Origin of the sequence: Haladaptatus sp. DYF46 (assembly GCF_021083305.1) — an archaeon.
GTDB lineage: Archaea > Halobacteriota > Halobacteria > Halobacteriales > Haladaptataceae > Haladaptatus.
This window is the reverse complement of the sequence record NZ_JAJFAY010000001.1, coordinates 61,016-75,655: the sequence shown is the minus strand read 5'-3', so window position 1 is coordinate 75,655 and position 14,640 is coordinate 61,016. Positions and strand designations below refer to the sequence as shown.

The window sequence follows — 14,640 nt, the reverse complement described above, 5'->3', positions numbered from 1 at the left end:
GTAAACGTTCTTGCCGAGCGAGAAAATTCAGCCGGAGCTCAGTTCAATCGATAGCGCAGGATCGCGGCGATGCCGCCGAGGTTCGATAACTGCTCGCCCGGCGCGAACTCGTGGGAGAAGACGGTCACGTCGCCGCCCTTCCGCTCCACGTCGGTGATGATTTCGTTCACGTCGATCTCCCACTCGCCGCCCGCTTCGTCCTCGCCGAGCGCGCCGCGTTCCTTGCGGAGTCGCTCGTCCAGCACGAGCAACCGCTCGACGGCCCCGAAGTCCGTCGCTTGCTTGACCTCCTCGATACCGTAGGCGGCCTTCGCGCCCTCGCCGATTCGCTTCATCAGGTCGTCGATGAGTTCGGCCTCCTCGGCGATGCGCGTTTCCGCTTGAACGTCGTCCACGGCCCCGCGTTTCAGCACCTCGTGGACGCCCCTGTCGCCGGTGGAACTCACGTCCACCGTCGTTATCATCTCGGTCAGGTCGGGATACTCCTCGGCGATGTGGTCGTAGGCGTCCTGTTTCGTAAAGCCTGGCCCGGCGAGGATGATGGCGTCCACGTCGAGGTGCGAGAGCGCGGACCCCAACTTGTCGAACAGTTCGGTTCGCCCGCCGGCGTACTCGCCCTTTCCGGTCGTTCCGGTGAAGGACGTGTACTCGTCCGCCCCGTACTGGGCCACGGTGTGAATGTAGGCTTCGCCTTCCTCCACGGTGGCGATGGCTACGTCCGGGTTATCCGTCGCTTCGACCGCGTCGTCGAGTCGGTCGAGTTGGTCGCGTTTCCACTCCTTCTCGATGGTTAGCTTCTCGCGCTCCTCGACGTTGAGCGTGTGGTGGAGGCCCAGTTGATCCTCCCGCGAGCAGTCGGTAATGACCCCGCCGACGCGGACGCGGTTGGCGAACCGATGGAACTCCACGTCCTCCACCCGCAGCGTGATGTGCATGTGCTCGCGCTCGCCGCCCGTGTCGCGCATCTGGTCGTCGGCCCGCTGGATGCGACGGGTCGTGTCGCCCGACACGTCGTCGCCCGGTTCGAGGAGATACGTGAGATGCCAGAGGTCGTCCAGACTCTCGGGGACGAGCGTGATGCGCTCGCGGGTCCCGTCGATGGACGTACGGTCGTGTATCTGCATGGATAGGACTGTGTTGTCCGGCGGTAAGTGCCCTGCTATTCGGTCGTTCCCTTCGCGGGGTGAAACCATCAGGTAGAACTAACTCTACTGAATTTGATATTCCGTTACGATGCTCGAAGAAGCGATATCGTACCCCACGAAAGGGGACAGCGGAATTGCACGACTTATCATTGGTGGTACCTTGACATTTTTCTCCATCTTCCTTATCCCCGCCTTCTTCGTGGCCGGATACATGGTGCGGACGATGAACGCCGCGTCGAGAAATGAGGAGGAACCCCCTGAATTCACCGACTGGGGGACCATGTTCATGGACGGAGTGAAAGGTGCCGTCGTCGCGGTGGTGTACGGTCTCATCCCGTTCGTCATCATGTTCGTGGTCGGCTTCGCCGCCGGTCTCACCGGTTCGAACGACGCGACGGGTCTGGCGAGCGGTCTCGGCGTGCTCACCGTGTTGGTCTCGGGCGTTCTCGGCCTCGCCATCAACTACCTCCTCCCGGCCGCGATTACCAACCTCGCCCGAACCGGTACCATCGGCGCGGCGTTCGACTTCGACACGCTCGGACCGGTGCTGAAGAGCAAGGAGTACATCACCGCCGTCCTACTGACCTTCTTCGTCGCCATCGCCATCGGAGTGGTGGTCGGAGTCCTCGCCGTGTTCACGCTCGGATTCGGACTCATCCTGCTCCCGTTCTTTTACTTCTGGCTCTACCTCGCCGGAAGCTACATGTTTGGCGCGGCGTTCGGCAGAGTGGTCGAGACCCCGCACCACTCGACGGAGCAATCGGCGACCCCGATGGACTGAACGGCGCGTCTCCGGTTTCGACGTCGCTCGGTGGCGACCCGTACGGACATCGCTTTACAAATCGGACTGCAAAAATCGAGACGGGAGTTTCAGACCGCGGGCCGTCCCTCTTCCACTTCGGGACCTTCGCGCAACCTGTGTTCGTCCGCTTCCGCGTAGGCGCGGCCGTATATGTACGACGCCGTGACGTGGGCGTAGAACCCGAGGAACACGCCGACCAGCCATCCGAGGAGCGGTATGACGGCGATGGCGCTCACGATGATGCCGGTCACGACGACGACCGCCAGCGCGATGAGCCATCCCGTCGCGTACTCGCGGTCGCGCAGGATGGGGAGGTACGACTCGTACTCGAACGCCGACCCCATCGTGTTCTTCTCCGCGAACCGCACGAGCGCGGCGGGAAGCGCGTACCAGACCGCGAGGCCCGACACGAACGTCAACAGTGCCCCGAGGGCCATGATGAGGCCGCCCAGAACGCCGGAGTTGTTCGAGAGCGCCGCCCCGCCGCCGATGAACACGGCGGCGAAGATGGCCGGTACGAGCAGGTAGACGAACGCGATGACCAGCGCTTTCAGTCCGTCCACGAACAGTTCAGTCCATTCGTCGAACTTCGGGGCCTCCGTATCACCCTCCGAAACCCGACGCAGGACGCGAATCATGTACCCTTCCACGACGATTGCCGGTATGATGAGGAACCCGAAGATGACGAGCAGACCGCCGACGAGTATCGTCGTCGCGGCGTCGTCACTGTCCTTCAGATACCGGATGCTTTCGTTGAACATTGATTTCCCCCTCGGGTCGAACCCACGGCTCGCCCGATACAGCCGAACAGACGGCGTCTGAGGGCTTAATCGTTTGCGCAGGAAAGTAGACGTGTCAGACCGGAGATTGCGTTTTCGAACGAAATCTAATTCAATCCGTCATCCGACTGCCGCCCGCGGGCAGGAACTCCTGAATCAGGTCGGGACTCGCCACCTTGCGGACGAACGAGGTGTCCGCAAACCGCTCGCGGAACTCCCGATACAGTCGCTTCGCGGCGTCGTTCTGGGCGTACTGGCCCGGTTCGACTTCGATGACGGTTTCGGCCCGCTTCTCGATTGCCGACGGCGGACCGCCGATGACGCGAGTGTTGGGTTCGACGGTGATGCCGACGGCTACTCCCACCGGCGTGTCATCGAAGTAGGTCCGGTCGCCGCGGATTGCGAACCCGCCCTTCTCCAGATATTCGCCGCTCTCGGGCGTCTTCGACACCTGGTCCGGCGTGACCATGTAGGCGTCACCCGCGAAGCGTCCGTCCTTCCACACGGACGAGTAGGAGACGGCGAACTGGGCCGCCTCCTGCTTGCTCTGCTCGGGCACGTCCACGTCCGTCGACGGTTCGCTCGGGTCGGAGGTCTTCAGGATGGTGATGGGACCGCCGTGCGCCTGCGAGTGGAAGAACAGGTCGTTTCGATCCATGTACTTCTTGACCAGTTCCTCGTTCTCGTCGGCGTTGCGCCCGCCGAGGACGAGGAAGCCGTCGGAGGTGCGGAACCAGCGGAACCGCTCGTACCACTGTTCCTGTTTCCGAACCGGAATCGACGCCCGCGACAACCAGTCGATGTTCTCGGGTTCCGTCCGCTCCTCCTCGGGTTCTTCTTCCCACTCCTCGGCGCGCCGTTTGACTTCCTCCAACTCCTCGCGGGTGTCCTCGATGGCGGCCAGCGCGCCCTCCTTTTTCTCCTCGATTCGCTTGGCCTCCTGATAGAGGCGGTTGGCGTTCTTTTCGACGCCGTCGTCGGGAAGGAGCGTGACGTCGGTGTCGTCGATTTCGACCGTGACGGTCCCCTCGCTCGGATCGATTCCCTGCACCGCTTCCGCCGCCTCGATGCCGCGTTCCGCACCCTCCTCGAATCGGGCTTCGATGTCGGCCCACGGCGTGTCCTCGGCGCGGGCGTTCCGAACCGTGGCGAGGATTTCGTCCACGAAGCCGTAGTTTGCGTAGAGCAGTTCCGCCTTCTCGCGCTCGGCATCCGCCTGCCGTTCGAAGCCCTCGATAGCGCCCTCCTGTTGTTCGATAATGCGCTGTTGTTTCTCGATTTGAGCTTGGAAGTCGGGTTTCTGCGGTTCGCCCGCGTCCTCGTTTTCGGACACGTCGAGGTTGGTGAAGTAGTCGTCCGCCGCCGCGTTGAACGAGTCGAACGCCTCCGAATCCCTGTCCTCGTACTCTTCGAGCGGGAACGGCGTCACGTCCGTTCGAACGTCGTCCTCGTAGTAAACCCGCGGGTCGAAGTCGCCGGTTTCCAGCGGTTCGCGGAGACGTTCGATGGCGGCATAGAGGCGCTCGTACTCGTCCTCACCGGCGTCCGTGATGTCCATGGCCTTCTCGACGCCGGCGCGGGTGCAGACCTCCTCGGCGTACAGGCCGCCGAAGTTGAGTTGCGTCGCCAGCGTCCGAACCACGTCGGTGTCCGAGTCGTTCATCCGGTACTCGAACTCCTCGTAGTCGATTTCGAGCGGGTTCACGCGCGAACTGGGGAACTCGTACTGGGACCCCGGCGCGACGGTTCTGGACTTGAGCCGAACGGTGTCGAGGCAGTCGATGACCTCGTTGTTCTCGTCCAGTACCGCGACGTTGCCCTGTCCGAACAGCTCCGCGACGATGGTCGTGTCGCCGTCCTCGCGCTTGAAATGGAACTGGAGGATGCGGTCGAACTCGAACTGTTCGACGCCCGCGAAGTCCGCCCCCGAGAGGCGGTTGCGGAGCATCATGGCGAAGTTCGGCGGCCGACCCGGTGCGGGCGGGACGTGTTCCGGTGCGACGGTGTGGGCGCGCTTCACTTCGCCCACTTCCACGAGCAGTTCGAGCCGACCGCGGTCGAAATCGCGCATCTTCAGACGCAACAGGTCGTCGCCGTAGAGATACGCCTTATCGACCTTCGCGCCCTCGAAGGAACCGAGTTCCCGCGAGATGGCGGCGAGGTCGATGCTCGAAAGCTCTCGCTTTCTATCCATAATCGTCGTTTTCTCGGGCGAGAGGAAAGGCGTGTCGTTCGACGTCACCCCGGCGGGACGGTTCGCCGAGCGATCGCACCGGCGAGATAGGCCGGAACGCCGACCGCCAGCCCCCACGCGATCCCAGTTCCGACGCCCCACGTCAACGTCGGGGTCGGGAACACCGCGTCGAACGCGGCGATGGAGACGAAAAACGCCAGCGTCGGAGCCGTCGCGAGGGCGAGGCTCACGAGAATCCCGTCGTTCCAGTAGGCGACCAGCAGCGGCGGAATCGCCGTCAGCACGAAGAGGATTCGAAGGTCGAACCCGAACGTGAACGTCACGGGGAAAATCCACGGCGGTGTGTGGACGAGAAACGTGAGGGCGAACAGACCGACCGCGACCGCGAGCAGTCGCTTCGAGAGGCGCGTATCCCGCCCCAGAACGATTTCACCGGGTCCGTGTTTCTCGGTCGTCACGACCGGAGTGTCTCGCGGTTCGGGATAAGCTTTCAGGTGAAACGGCGGTGTTCGGGCGCCGAACGGTCGCTTACGCGTTGGACAACCCCATGACGTCCTCGAAATTGCGGTCCGTTTCGGCGCGCTCGGAGAACACGAGTTCGTAGCCGTCAGGGTCTCGAACCGTCGTTTCCCGCGTGTTCCACCCGGTTTCGTGCGGCGGAGCGACCACGTCGGCATCGTTTTCCTCGGCCCGCTCCGCCACGTCGTCGACGGCTTCGTCCTCAACCGTGAGGTAGATGGCGACGCCATTTCCTCGGGGGGTTTCCGCGTCCGTGTCCCCCTCGGTCTCGTCGGCGACGAGCATGACGTCCGCGTACTTTCGGTAGCGGACGTGGGCCATCGCTGGCGTCGAGTAGATGATGTCGAAGCCCAGCGCCTCGTACCACGCCGTCGATTCCTCGACGGAAGAGACGGTCAACTGGGGAAAGAGGGGCATCGGGTAGATATCGTGGTCGGAGTCGAACTCGGACATGACGAACCGACAGTCTCCGCAACGGGAGATAAGGATTGCCCGACCGAGAGGGGAGATAACACATCACAATCGTTCGTCACCGTCCCGGGACGGCGTACGGTCCGCCACGCCGCCGATTCCGTTTTCGCAGGTAGAACGCGTAGACGAGTATCGCCCCGATGAGCGGCGGGACGAAAAATCCGATGAAGGTTCCGACGGCCCACATGTCGGCGGTATCCATATCTCGGTCTTTTGCGTCTCGATATATCCACACGGCACAGAGCGCGGCGAGCGGAATCGCGAGGAACCACGGAATGACGATTTGAACGCCTGCCATGGCGGGGGTTCAGACGACGCGAGCAAGTATCTTGTCGTCACGGTCCCGTTTCGTGGAGCCATCGACTCGTCATTCCCCTTCGGCCTCGAATTCGCCACGTTCGACGACTCCTCCGCGTTCTCGACCCTACTCCTCGCCCAAATCCCGCACCGTGAGGACCGGCCGTTCCGAGCGGCGAATCACCTTCTCGGCCACGCTTCCCATCACGAAGCGGTCGATTCCGGTCCTGCCGTGGGTTCCCATCGAAATCAGGTCGATGTCGTGTTCGTCGGCGTAGTCGAGGAGTTGCTCGGCGGGTCGCCCGCGGAGGAGTTCCCGTCTGGTTTGCACGCCCTCGCCTTGCACTCGCGAGACGGCGTCCTTACACGCCCGCTTTCCGTCGTCCTCCATCAGTTTCAGCAGCGACCCCGACCGGGCGATGCGCGAGTCCACGACGTAGACGACGTGAACGAAAGCGTCGTACTCGGCGGCGAGCGCGCCGCACTCCTCGACTGCACGCTCGGAACCCGGCGTCCCGTCGGTCGCCAAGAGGACGTTTTCGTACTCCGTCGCGGGGATTTCGTCACCGCCGCGAACCGTCAGCACGGGGCAGTCGGACAGTCGGTTGACTTTTCGCGCCGTACTCCCCACGACGTAGGATTCGAGGCGACTGCGGTCCCCCGTCCCCATCGAAATCAGATCGATGTCGTGTCCGTCCGCGTAGTCGAGGATTTCCCGGAAGGGAGCCCCCGATTCCATCGCCTCCGTCGCCGGAACGTCGTACTCGCGCGCTCGTTCGGCGACCGCCGCGGTCGCTTCTTTTCCCTCCTCTTCGAGTACGTCCACCAACGTCGAAAGCCCTTCGTCGGCGTTGCCGACGCGTAGTTGCGGCAGGTCGATGACGTACAGCGCGTGGACCGTCGCGCCGGTTTTCCGGGCGATTCGAAGGCCGTGTTCTATCGCACCGGCCGTGGCGTCCCCTCCGTCCGTCGGAATCAGTATCGAATCGAACATCCTCCCCGTCCCGTTCGACGGGCACGGACTTCAATGGATTTCCCCGCGTCAGCCGACGGAAAGATGTGACAACGAAATCACGGGATGGTTTTTCGCATGGCGATATGAACAATTGAGGTAGCCATTTGTCAGTCTCCGACGAATGGACTGTGGGATGGCACGTGAGCAACGCGACGCGTGACCACAGGGGTGCAAATGCTGATACCGCTTCAAACAGGTGTATCTATTCCACCGGTAACGGACAGTATGCTCGTCGTCCTCGGAATCATCCTCGTCGCGTTCATCCTGTTCGTGACGGAACTGTATCCCGTGGACGTCACGGCACTCATCGTCCTCGTCCTCCTCATGGTCCTCGGACCGTGGACGAACGTGTCGCCGACGGACGGGCTTTCGGGCTTTTCGAACGAGGCGACCATCACGGTCCTCGCCATGCTCATTCTGAGCGAGAGCGTTCGGCGGACGGGCGCGGTCCAACTGCTCGGCCATCGCGTCACGGCGCTCGTCGGCGACAGCCAGTTCAAACAGATACTCGCGACGGTCGGTATCGCCGGGTCCGTGTCGGGATTCATCAACGATACACCCGTCGTCGCGTTGTTGGTTCCCTTCGCGTCCGACCTCGCCCATCGGGGCAACACGTCGCCGTCGAAACTGATGATTCCGCTCTCCTACGCCGCCATGCTCGGCGGCACCCTCACGCTCATCGGCACCTCGACGAACCTGCTCGCGAGCGGCCTCGCACAGCAACTGCTCGGGCGCTCGCTCGGCGTCTTCCAGTTCACGCCCGTCGGTGTCGTCGTCCTCATCACCGGCCTTCTCTACCTCGTCTTCGTCGCGCCGCGGTTGCTTCCGGAACGCGTCAGACCGCGGGAGACGCTCCTCGAAGAGTACGAAGTCGAGGAGTATCTGGCCGAACTGGTCGCGCCCGAGGCGTCGCCGCTCGTCGGGACGCCCATCTCCGACATCCCGGTCGAGGCCGGATTCGGCGGCGAAGTGAAGGAGGTTATCCGCGAGGACACCGTGCTGTCGCCCTTCTCCGAGGAACCGGTGGAACCGAACGACAGGTTCCTCATTACGGCGAGTCGAGCCGGCCTCACCTCCCTCATCGAGGACGAAGCCCTGAACCCGCTTCCGACGGTCGGGCGCGAACCGGCAGTCACCGAGGAGGCGAGGAAGGACTCGGAGACCGTCCTCATCGAAGTCGTCGTCCCGACCGATTCGGCGCTCATCGGCGACACCATCGAGACGAGTAGGATACTCGAACGCTACGACGCGACGCTCGTCGCGCTCCAACGCGGCGACCTTCGACTGCCGCGGGTCCGCGAAGCCGAGTTCACCGTCGGCGACCTGCTGTTGCTCCAACTGCCCGCCGACGAACTGGAACGCGTGGCCGAGACGCGTGACCTCATCGTCGCCCGCGAAATTCCGCGCGAGGACTATCGGTACGACAAGATTCCGGTCGCAATCGCCATCCTCGCAGCCGTCGTCGGGTCCGCCGCGCTCGGATTCCTCGAAATTCAGGTCGCCGCCTTGGCGGGTGTCGTGGCGATGGTCCTCTCGGGGACGCTCTCGCCGACGGAACTCTACGAGGGCGTGGACTGGACCGTCATCTTCCTCCTCGCGGGCGTGATTCCGCTCGGTATCGCGATGGAAAACACGGGGACGGCGGCCCTCCTCGGCGCGCTCGTCGCCACGACGGCGCAGTACCTCCCGACCGTCGGCGTCCTCGCCGTGTTCTACGCGTCGACGGTGATTCTCACCAACATCATCAGCAACAACGCCACCGTCGCGCTCATGGTCCCCGTCGCCATCAACGCCGCCCGCGAAATCGGGACGAACCCGCTCGCCTTCCTGCTGGCCGTGATGTTCGCCGCCAGCGCTGCGTTCATGAGTCCCGTCGGCTATCAGACCAACCTCTTCGTCTATCGACCGGGAGGCTACCGCTTCACCGACTTCGCCCGCGTCGGTGCCCTCCTCCAGTTGATTCTCGCCATCGTCACACCGCTCACGATTGCGGTCTACTTCGGACTCTGACGGGGTTGGCGACGAAGTCGGGACGACCACCCGACGAACTGCCTCAACGGCCACCTCTATTTCCCTCCGCCGAGAACCCCGACGTATGACCGACCGCGCGACCGATTCGAACGAGGAGCAGACGACCGATTCCCCGACGGTTCTCGTCCTTCGGCGGGGCACTCACGGCATGCCGGTGTCCGATTACGCCGACGAACTCCGCGAGCGCCTGCCGAATCACGAAATCAGTCACGCGAGGACCCCCGACGAGGAGCGCGAATACATCGCCGACGCGGAAATCGTGACCGGGATGACCATCGACGAGTCCCTCCTCACCCACGCCGGGAACATGGAACTGTTCGCGTGTGCCTACGCGGGAACGGGCCACCTCCCGCTCGACGCCCTCGAATCTCGGGACGTCGCGGTGACCAACGCCTCGGGGGTACACGGGCCGAACATCGCGGAACACGTCCTCGGCGCGATGTTGACCTTCACCCGAAGGTTCCTCCGCGCCGGACGACAGCAGTCACGCCGCGAGTGGCGGCACTTTCAGGCCCACGAACTGCAAGACAGTACCGTGACGGTGGTGGGATTGGGTGCAATCGGGGAAACGATCGTGGAGCGGGTGGACGGGTTCGGCGTCGAAACGGTCGGCGTCCGATACTCGCCCGAGAAGGGCGGTCCGACGGACGAGGTGGTCGGCTTCGACGACCTGCACGACGCGCTCGCCCGGACGGACTACCTCGTACTGGCCTGTCCGCTGACGGAGGACACGCGCGGCCTGCTCGACGCCGCCGCCTTCGACACCCTGCCGTCCCACGCCGTGCTGGTGAACATCGCCCGCGGCGGGGTGGTTCGGACGGACGCGCTCGTTTCCGCGCTCCGGGGCAACCACATCCGCGGCGCGGCGCTGGACGTGACCGACCCGGAACCCCTGCCGGAGGACCACGCGCTGTGGAACTTCGAGAACGTCCTCATCACACCGCACATGGCGGGTCACACGCCGGAGTACTACGCCCGTTTGGCGGACATCGTGGCGGAAAACGTCGAACACGTCACCGCGACGGGATCGTACGACGACCTTCGAAATCACGTTCGGTGAGGACCGGTTCGACGACGAACCCGAGTCGCTTTCACCCACGGATCCGATTCATCGGCCGCAAAATAAATGGACGGCAAAAGGGGAGTCCACATCGAACTACGGGCGCGGAGCGGTCCGCGGCGGTTCGTGCGGAACTACCAGATCTGGACGGCGGGCGTCTCACAGGTGTCGCAGACGACCGCCTCGTTTCCTTTGTAGGTGTCCCGTACCAGCGTGCCGTCGGAACACCACTGACAGTCTTCTCCTTCGAGGCATCCGATGACGCCCTGTTCGGTCGTCAGACTCATATCGTCCCCACGTTCCACCCCTCGCGCTATGAATTTGGTGGCCTCCCGTCTGGGAAATGCCCATTCGTGCAAGCGGTTTATCCCCCAGCAGTCACTACGTACTCCCATGAGCGAACAGTCGAACTCCGACCTCCCGAAGAGCGACGACGAGTGGCGCGAACGCCTGTCGGACGAGGAGTACCGCGTCCTCCGCGAGCAGGGAACCGAGCGACCGAACACCGGGGAGCATCTGGACCGAAAGGACGACGGCACCTACGTCTGTGCCGGATGTGGCGCGGAGCTGTTCGATTCGGACACGAAGTACGATTCGCACTGCGGCTGGCCGAGCTTCTACGACGTACCCACGGACAACGTCGAGACGCGACAGGACACCAGCCACGGCATGGTCCGAACGGAAGTCGTCTGTGCCAACTGTGGCGGCCACCTCGGCCACGTCTTCGACGACGGCCCGGAACCGACCGGGAAACGCTACTGCATCAACAGCGTCTCGCTCGACTTCGAGGACGAGTAATCCGCCGGTTCAGTCGCCGAACGGCTTGACCTTGCTGTGGTTGCACTCGCTACGACGAGACATTGGTTGTTTTGTGATTGCAGTTACCGAGAAGCAGACCCCGAAAGCCCCCGCCACGCTCGCGGTCGCTGTGCGGGATATTCTGGCCGTTCCGCACCACACGGCCAGAATAGTGGCCCGCACAGCAACCACACAAGCACGAGCGGACGGCCCCTTTCATTCCCACCCAGCACTGCAACCGCGCCACGACCTCCCCAACCCGATTCCCTCGGTCGCTTCGCTCCCTCACTCATCCCTCGCGTGATAACCAGCAGTCCCTCGGCCCGCTGGCCTCGGGGCTGCTGGCGCACGCGCCGGAAGAGTCTATTCAGTCCCACGCAACCCAGATTTGCATTGTAGGCGCGCGCTGGCGGGGCGACGCGGCCATTCTCGGCCGCGTCGGGTCGCCGAAACGTGCGAGGGATGAACGAAACGAAGTGGAGTGAATCGGTTGGGGAGGGTGTGGCGTGCGAGGTTTCGAAGAAACCTCGAAAGCGAGCGGTGCAACCGCGAGCACGCGGTGCGGTTGCGGCTTCATTGACGTCTGAACATGCAGTCACAGGAGAACCAACAACTCGTAGCGACCGGACGGGGGATGTTCGAGGTCCACGTCCCAGTCGTTGCGATTCAGTCGTTCACAACGCCGACACGCCATCGCGGTTGTAGCGCAAAAAAATCCCCGAATCCACTACCCAACTAACACATGTACCCAGTACGCCAGCGTTCGACCGAAACGCTGTGCATTGGGATGCCGTGGTCCTCGAACACGTCGTGAATGTCGACCAATAATTCCTCGCTCACGTCCTCGGGTGAAACCGCGCCGAGGCGGAGGAGCGTCTGTTCGGTGGCGATACGTTTTTCCGGAGAAGGTTCGTTGTCGGACATGCTTCGATAGCCTCGAAGCAACCGAGGTCAGTGCCTTGAACACTGGCCTTTCGGCGGATACCCCGATTTGCTTCACTCGACATATCAGATTCCGGCGAGTTAATTCTATTGGTTCGGAGGGTCGTGAGAGAGGGACAAGCGCGGCCTACTTCCCTTCGAACTGGGGGTCCTCGTCACCGAAGAAGCACTCCAATCCGCGCTCGTAATCCTCCGTCGTGGTCATTTTGGCGATGGAGTCGGTTTCGGCGGCCATCTGCGCCGAGAGGTCGCGGCCGGGACTGCGGTTGAACAGGCGCTTCGTCGCGCCGTAGGCCTTCGTCGGTCCGTCCGCGAGTTTCGCGGCCAGTTCGGCCAACCGGTCGTCGAAGTCGGCTGTGACTTCCGTCGCGAGGCCCATATCGACGGCCTTCGCCGGGAGAATCGGGTCGTCCAACAGGGCGATTTCCTTGGCCCGCCGCAGGCCGACGAGTTTCGGGAGGAAGAACGTCGACCCGCCGTCGCCCGTCAACCCGACGCGCGGGTAGGCGAACTCCATCCGAGCGTCCTCGGCGAGGAGGACGATGTCGCCCGCCAACGCGAGGCCGAATCCGCCCCCCGCCGCGACGCCGTTGACGCCGGTGACGACGGGTTTCGGCGCACGCGAGAGGTTTTCGATGGCGCGGTGAAGCGAGGAGGCGATGCTCCTGAGCGCCCTGCCGTCGCTCGCGTCGCCCGAAAGGACGGACAGGTCCGCGCCAGTGTTGAACACGCCGTCGGTTCCGGTGAGGACGATACACCGCGAATCGTCCTCGTACAGGTCGGCCGTGACCGTGCGCAGTTCGGACGCCATCGCGGCGTCCATCGCGTTGTGCGTTTCCGGGCGGGCCATCGTCACGTACGCCACGTCGTCGGTTCGCTCCACGTCGAGATGTTCGAACGCTGCCATACGATTCCTGCGGACGGAATCGACAAAACGATACCGCGACAGGTCGGAAACAGATTCCCGCAACGGAAGGTTAAGAATTTAGTATCCCTCCTTGAGTAGCGTAGGAACATGGAGCGATTCGACGTTGCGATCGTGGGCGGGGGTCCCGCAGGGATGGCGGCCGGAGAACAGGCCGGAACGCACGGTGCAAGCGCCGTCGTCCTCGAACAGGGCGTCCCGCGCGAGGATCGCGAGTTCCTCGGCCCGGATTCGACGGACGCCGCCGGGATGCTCGACTACTGGGTGGACATCATGGACGAGGATTACCGTGAGATTCCCGACCACGTCGTCCTGCAGGAACTCGACGGCGTGGACTTCGTCGGCCCGAACGAGTCCGCGAACCTCCGCGGCACCGGCATCGACTCGTCGTACCCGGAGATGGGGTTTACCTTCAATCGCGCCCGGATGGACGACTGGTTTCGGGAGCGCGTCGAGGACATGGGAACGGAGTACCGCGTTGGCGTCGGCGTCAAGCGCGCCGAAACCGACCTCGACGCGGAGTACCGCCATACCCTCCGACTCGCCGACGGCGAAGACATCGAGGCGAAATACCTCGTTCTCGCCGACGGGCCACAGCGGCGGGTCACGCTCGGAACGCTCGACCAGTTCATGCCCGAGGGCAGTTCCGTGAGCGACTACCTCAGCCCGCCCACAGCGAACCACATCGCGTATCAGGAGTACCGCGAGTTCCCCGAGGAGGTCTTCGAGAAGTCCCTGCTCAAGTTCTGGTGGGGCGTCATCCCGGGCGAGACGGCCTACCCGTGGGTCTTCCCGAACGACGGCACGGTGGCCCGCGTCGGCCTCACGATGCCCATCGGGATGACGTTGGACGACGTGGAGAACCCCGAATCGTACGCCCTCCTCCGCTCCGACGACGAGGGCCTCCCCCGCGCCGGGGAGTTCATCCGCCGCCTCCTCGAACGCGAGTACGGCGACGAGTACGACATCGAAACGGACTTCCCGCTCGTGGAGGACCGCGGCAAATCGAAGGGCACCGAAACTTACCCCATCTCCTCGACGCGGCCCATCGACTCGCCCGTCGAAGCGGGCATTGCCGTGGCTGGCGGCGCGATGGGAACGACCAGCGCGTTCCACGAGGGCGGCTACCACGTCGCGGTTCGGTCGGGGAAGATCGCCGGGGAACTCGCGGCGACCGACGACATCGAATCGTACAACGCCGAGTGGAAGGACGCCATCGGCCAAGAACTCCTGCGCAACATCGCGTTCGCCGATATCGTCGCGGAGTACGGCCCGGACGACTGGGATAGGACGTTTTCCATGGTGGACAACCTCCTCGGCGAGGACGGCAAGGGCCTGAACAGATCGAGTTTCTCCTCCGGCGTCCGCGGCGCGAAACTCGTCGCCCGCTACAAGAAGGCCAAATTTGGCTATCGGAAGGGCTACGTGCAAGTCGCGGAATCCGACTACGTCTACTGACCGTTCATCCCTGTCTTTTCGTCTTCTCGCTTCTTTCTTCTCTTTTCGTCTCCTCGGTTCCTCTCTCGTTTCCTACTTCTCTCGTTTGCGCTTCGTTTCGTCCTCCTACCACTCCCCTCGAACCCGGAAGGCCCTTATCCGCCGTCCGTCTACTGTTTCGTGCGCACCTTAGTCCCCGCCGTAGTACTCCCACTTCGGGAGCGA

At 63.5% G+C, this 14,640-nt stretch carries 15 protein-coding genes; 5 read left to right on the top strand and 10 right to left on the bottom strand.

All coding sequences use genetic code 11. The features are described from left to right. Positions 1-38 precede the first annotated feature (38 nt). Positions 39-1,124 (bottom strand): mRNA surveillance protein pelota, encoded by a 1,086-nt coding sequence (locus LJF34_RS00425; protein WP_231182664.1) that lies wholly within the window; start codon positions 1,122-1,124, stop codon positions 39-41. Positions 1,125-1,305: 181 nt separating this feature from the next. Here LJF34_RS00425 and LJF34_RS00420 point away from each other — a divergent pair, with 181 nt between their 5' ends. After that, positions 1,306-1,926 carry a DUF4013 domain-containing protein gene (locus LJF34_RS00420; RefSeq protein ID WP_231182663.1) on the top strand — a complete coding sequence of 207 codons (621 nt, stop codon included), beginning with the start codon at positions 1,306-1,308 and terminating at the stop codon, positions 1,924-1,926. Between the two features lie 89 nt (positions 1,927-2,015). On the opposite strand, the gene LJF34_RS00415 is transcribed toward LJF34_RS00420, so the two are convergent. The 6 genes from LJF34_RS00415 to LJF34_RS00390 form a co-directional block, all read right to left on the bottom strand. Beyond that, entirely contained in the window at positions 2,016-2,708 is a 693-nt protein-coding gene (locus tag LJF34_RS00415) for a DUF4013 domain-containing protein (protein ID WP_231182662.1), read from the bottom strand. A 130-nt stretch (positions 2,709-2,838) separates the two neighbouring features. Further along, on the bottom strand, positions 2,839-4,920 hold the full coding sequence (rqcH, locus tag LJF34_RS00410) for a ribosome rescue protein RqcH (protein ID WP_231182661.1): 2,082 nt from the start codon (positions 4,918-4,920) through the stop codon (positions 2,839-2,841). A 44-nt stretch (positions 4,921-4,964) separates the two neighbouring features. Then, positions 4,965-5,378, bottom strand: coding sequence for a hypothetical protein (locus tag LJF34_RS00405; RefSeq protein WP_231182660.1), 414 nt, complete (start codon positions 5,376-5,378; stop codon positions 4,965-4,967). Positions 5,379-5,448: 70 nt separating this feature from the next. After that, the gene (locus tag LJF34_RS00400) at positions 5,449-5,892 is read right to left on the bottom strand and encodes a VOC family protein (protein WP_231182659.1); all 444 of its coding nucleotides are present in this window, start codon (positions 5,890-5,892) and stop codon (positions 5,449-5,451) included. A gap of 76 nt (positions 5,893-5,968) precedes the next feature. Beyond that, positions 5,969-6,208 carry a hypothetical protein gene (locus LJF34_RS00395; protein ID WP_231182658.1) on the bottom strand — a complete coding sequence of 80 codons (240 nt, stop codon included), beginning with the start codon at positions 6,206-6,208 and terminating at the stop codon, positions 5,969-5,971. A gap of 126 nt (positions 6,209-6,334) precedes the next feature. Continuing rightward, positions 6,335-7,201, bottom strand: coding sequence for a universal stress protein (locus tag LJF34_RS00390; RefSeq protein WP_231182657.1), 867 nt, complete (start codon positions 7,199-7,201; stop codon positions 6,335-6,337). A gap of 195 nt (positions 7,202-7,396) precedes the next feature. Between LJF34_RS00390 and LJF34_RS00385 the strand changes: the two genes are divergently transcribed. Together LJF34_RS00385 and LJF34_RS00380 are read left to right on the top strand one after the other, a co-directional pair. Beyond that, a complete protein-coding gene (locus LJF34_RS00385; RefSeq protein ID WP_255665526.1) occupies positions 7,397-9,232 on the top strand; it encodes an SLC13 family permease in 1,836 nt (611 codons plus the stop codon). Between the two features lie 85 nt (positions 9,233-9,317). Beyond that, positions 9,318-10,313: a D-2-hydroxyacid dehydrogenase gene (locus LJF34_RS00380; RefSeq protein ID WP_231182655.1), complete on the top strand. Its 996-nt coding sequence runs from the start codon at positions 9,318-9,320 to the stop codon at positions 10,311-10,313. A gap of 134 nt (positions 10,314-10,447) precedes the next feature. On the opposite strand, the gene LJF34_RS00375 is transcribed toward LJF34_RS00380, so the two are convergent. Then, complete coding sequence (locus LJF34_RS00375; RefSeq protein WP_231182654.1) at positions 10,448-10,600, bottom strand: HVO_A0556 family zinc finger protein; 153 nt, start codon at positions 10,598-10,600, stop codon at positions 10,448-10,450. Positions 10,601-10,706: 106 nt separating this feature from the next. Here LJF34_RS00375 and msrB point away from each other — a divergent pair, with 106 nt between their 5' ends. Continuing rightward, a complete protein-coding gene (gene msrB / locus LJF34_RS00370) occupies positions 10,707-11,111 on the top strand; it encodes a peptide-methionine (R)-S-oxide reductase MsrB (protein ID WP_231182653.1) in 405 nt (134 codons plus the stop codon). Between the two features lie 735 nt (positions 11,112-11,846). On the opposite strand, the gene LJF34_RS00365 is transcribed toward msrB, so the two are convergent. Together LJF34_RS00365 and LJF34_RS00360 are read right to left on the bottom strand one after the other, a co-directional pair. Then, complete coding sequence (locus tag LJF34_RS00365) at positions 11,847-12,035, bottom strand: hypothetical protein (RefSeq protein ID WP_231182652.1); 189 nt, start codon at positions 12,033-12,035, stop codon at positions 11,847-11,849. Between the two features lie 145 nt (positions 12,036-12,180). Then, positions 12,181-12,960: an enoyl-CoA hydratase/isomerase family protein gene (locus tag LJF34_RS00360; protein ID WP_231182651.1), complete on the bottom strand. Its 780-nt coding sequence runs from the start codon at positions 12,958-12,960 to the stop codon at positions 12,181-12,183. 108 nt (positions 12,961-13,068) lie between these two features. On the opposite strand from LJF34_RS00360, the gene LJF34_RS00355 reads away from it, so the two are divergent. Beyond that, on the top strand, positions 13,069-14,436 hold the full coding sequence (locus LJF34_RS00355; protein ID WP_231182650.1) for an NAD(P)/FAD-dependent oxidoreductase: 1,368 nt from the start codon (positions 13,069-13,071) through the stop codon (positions 14,434-14,436). The last annotated feature ends 204 nt before the right edge of the window (positions 14,437-14,640 follow it).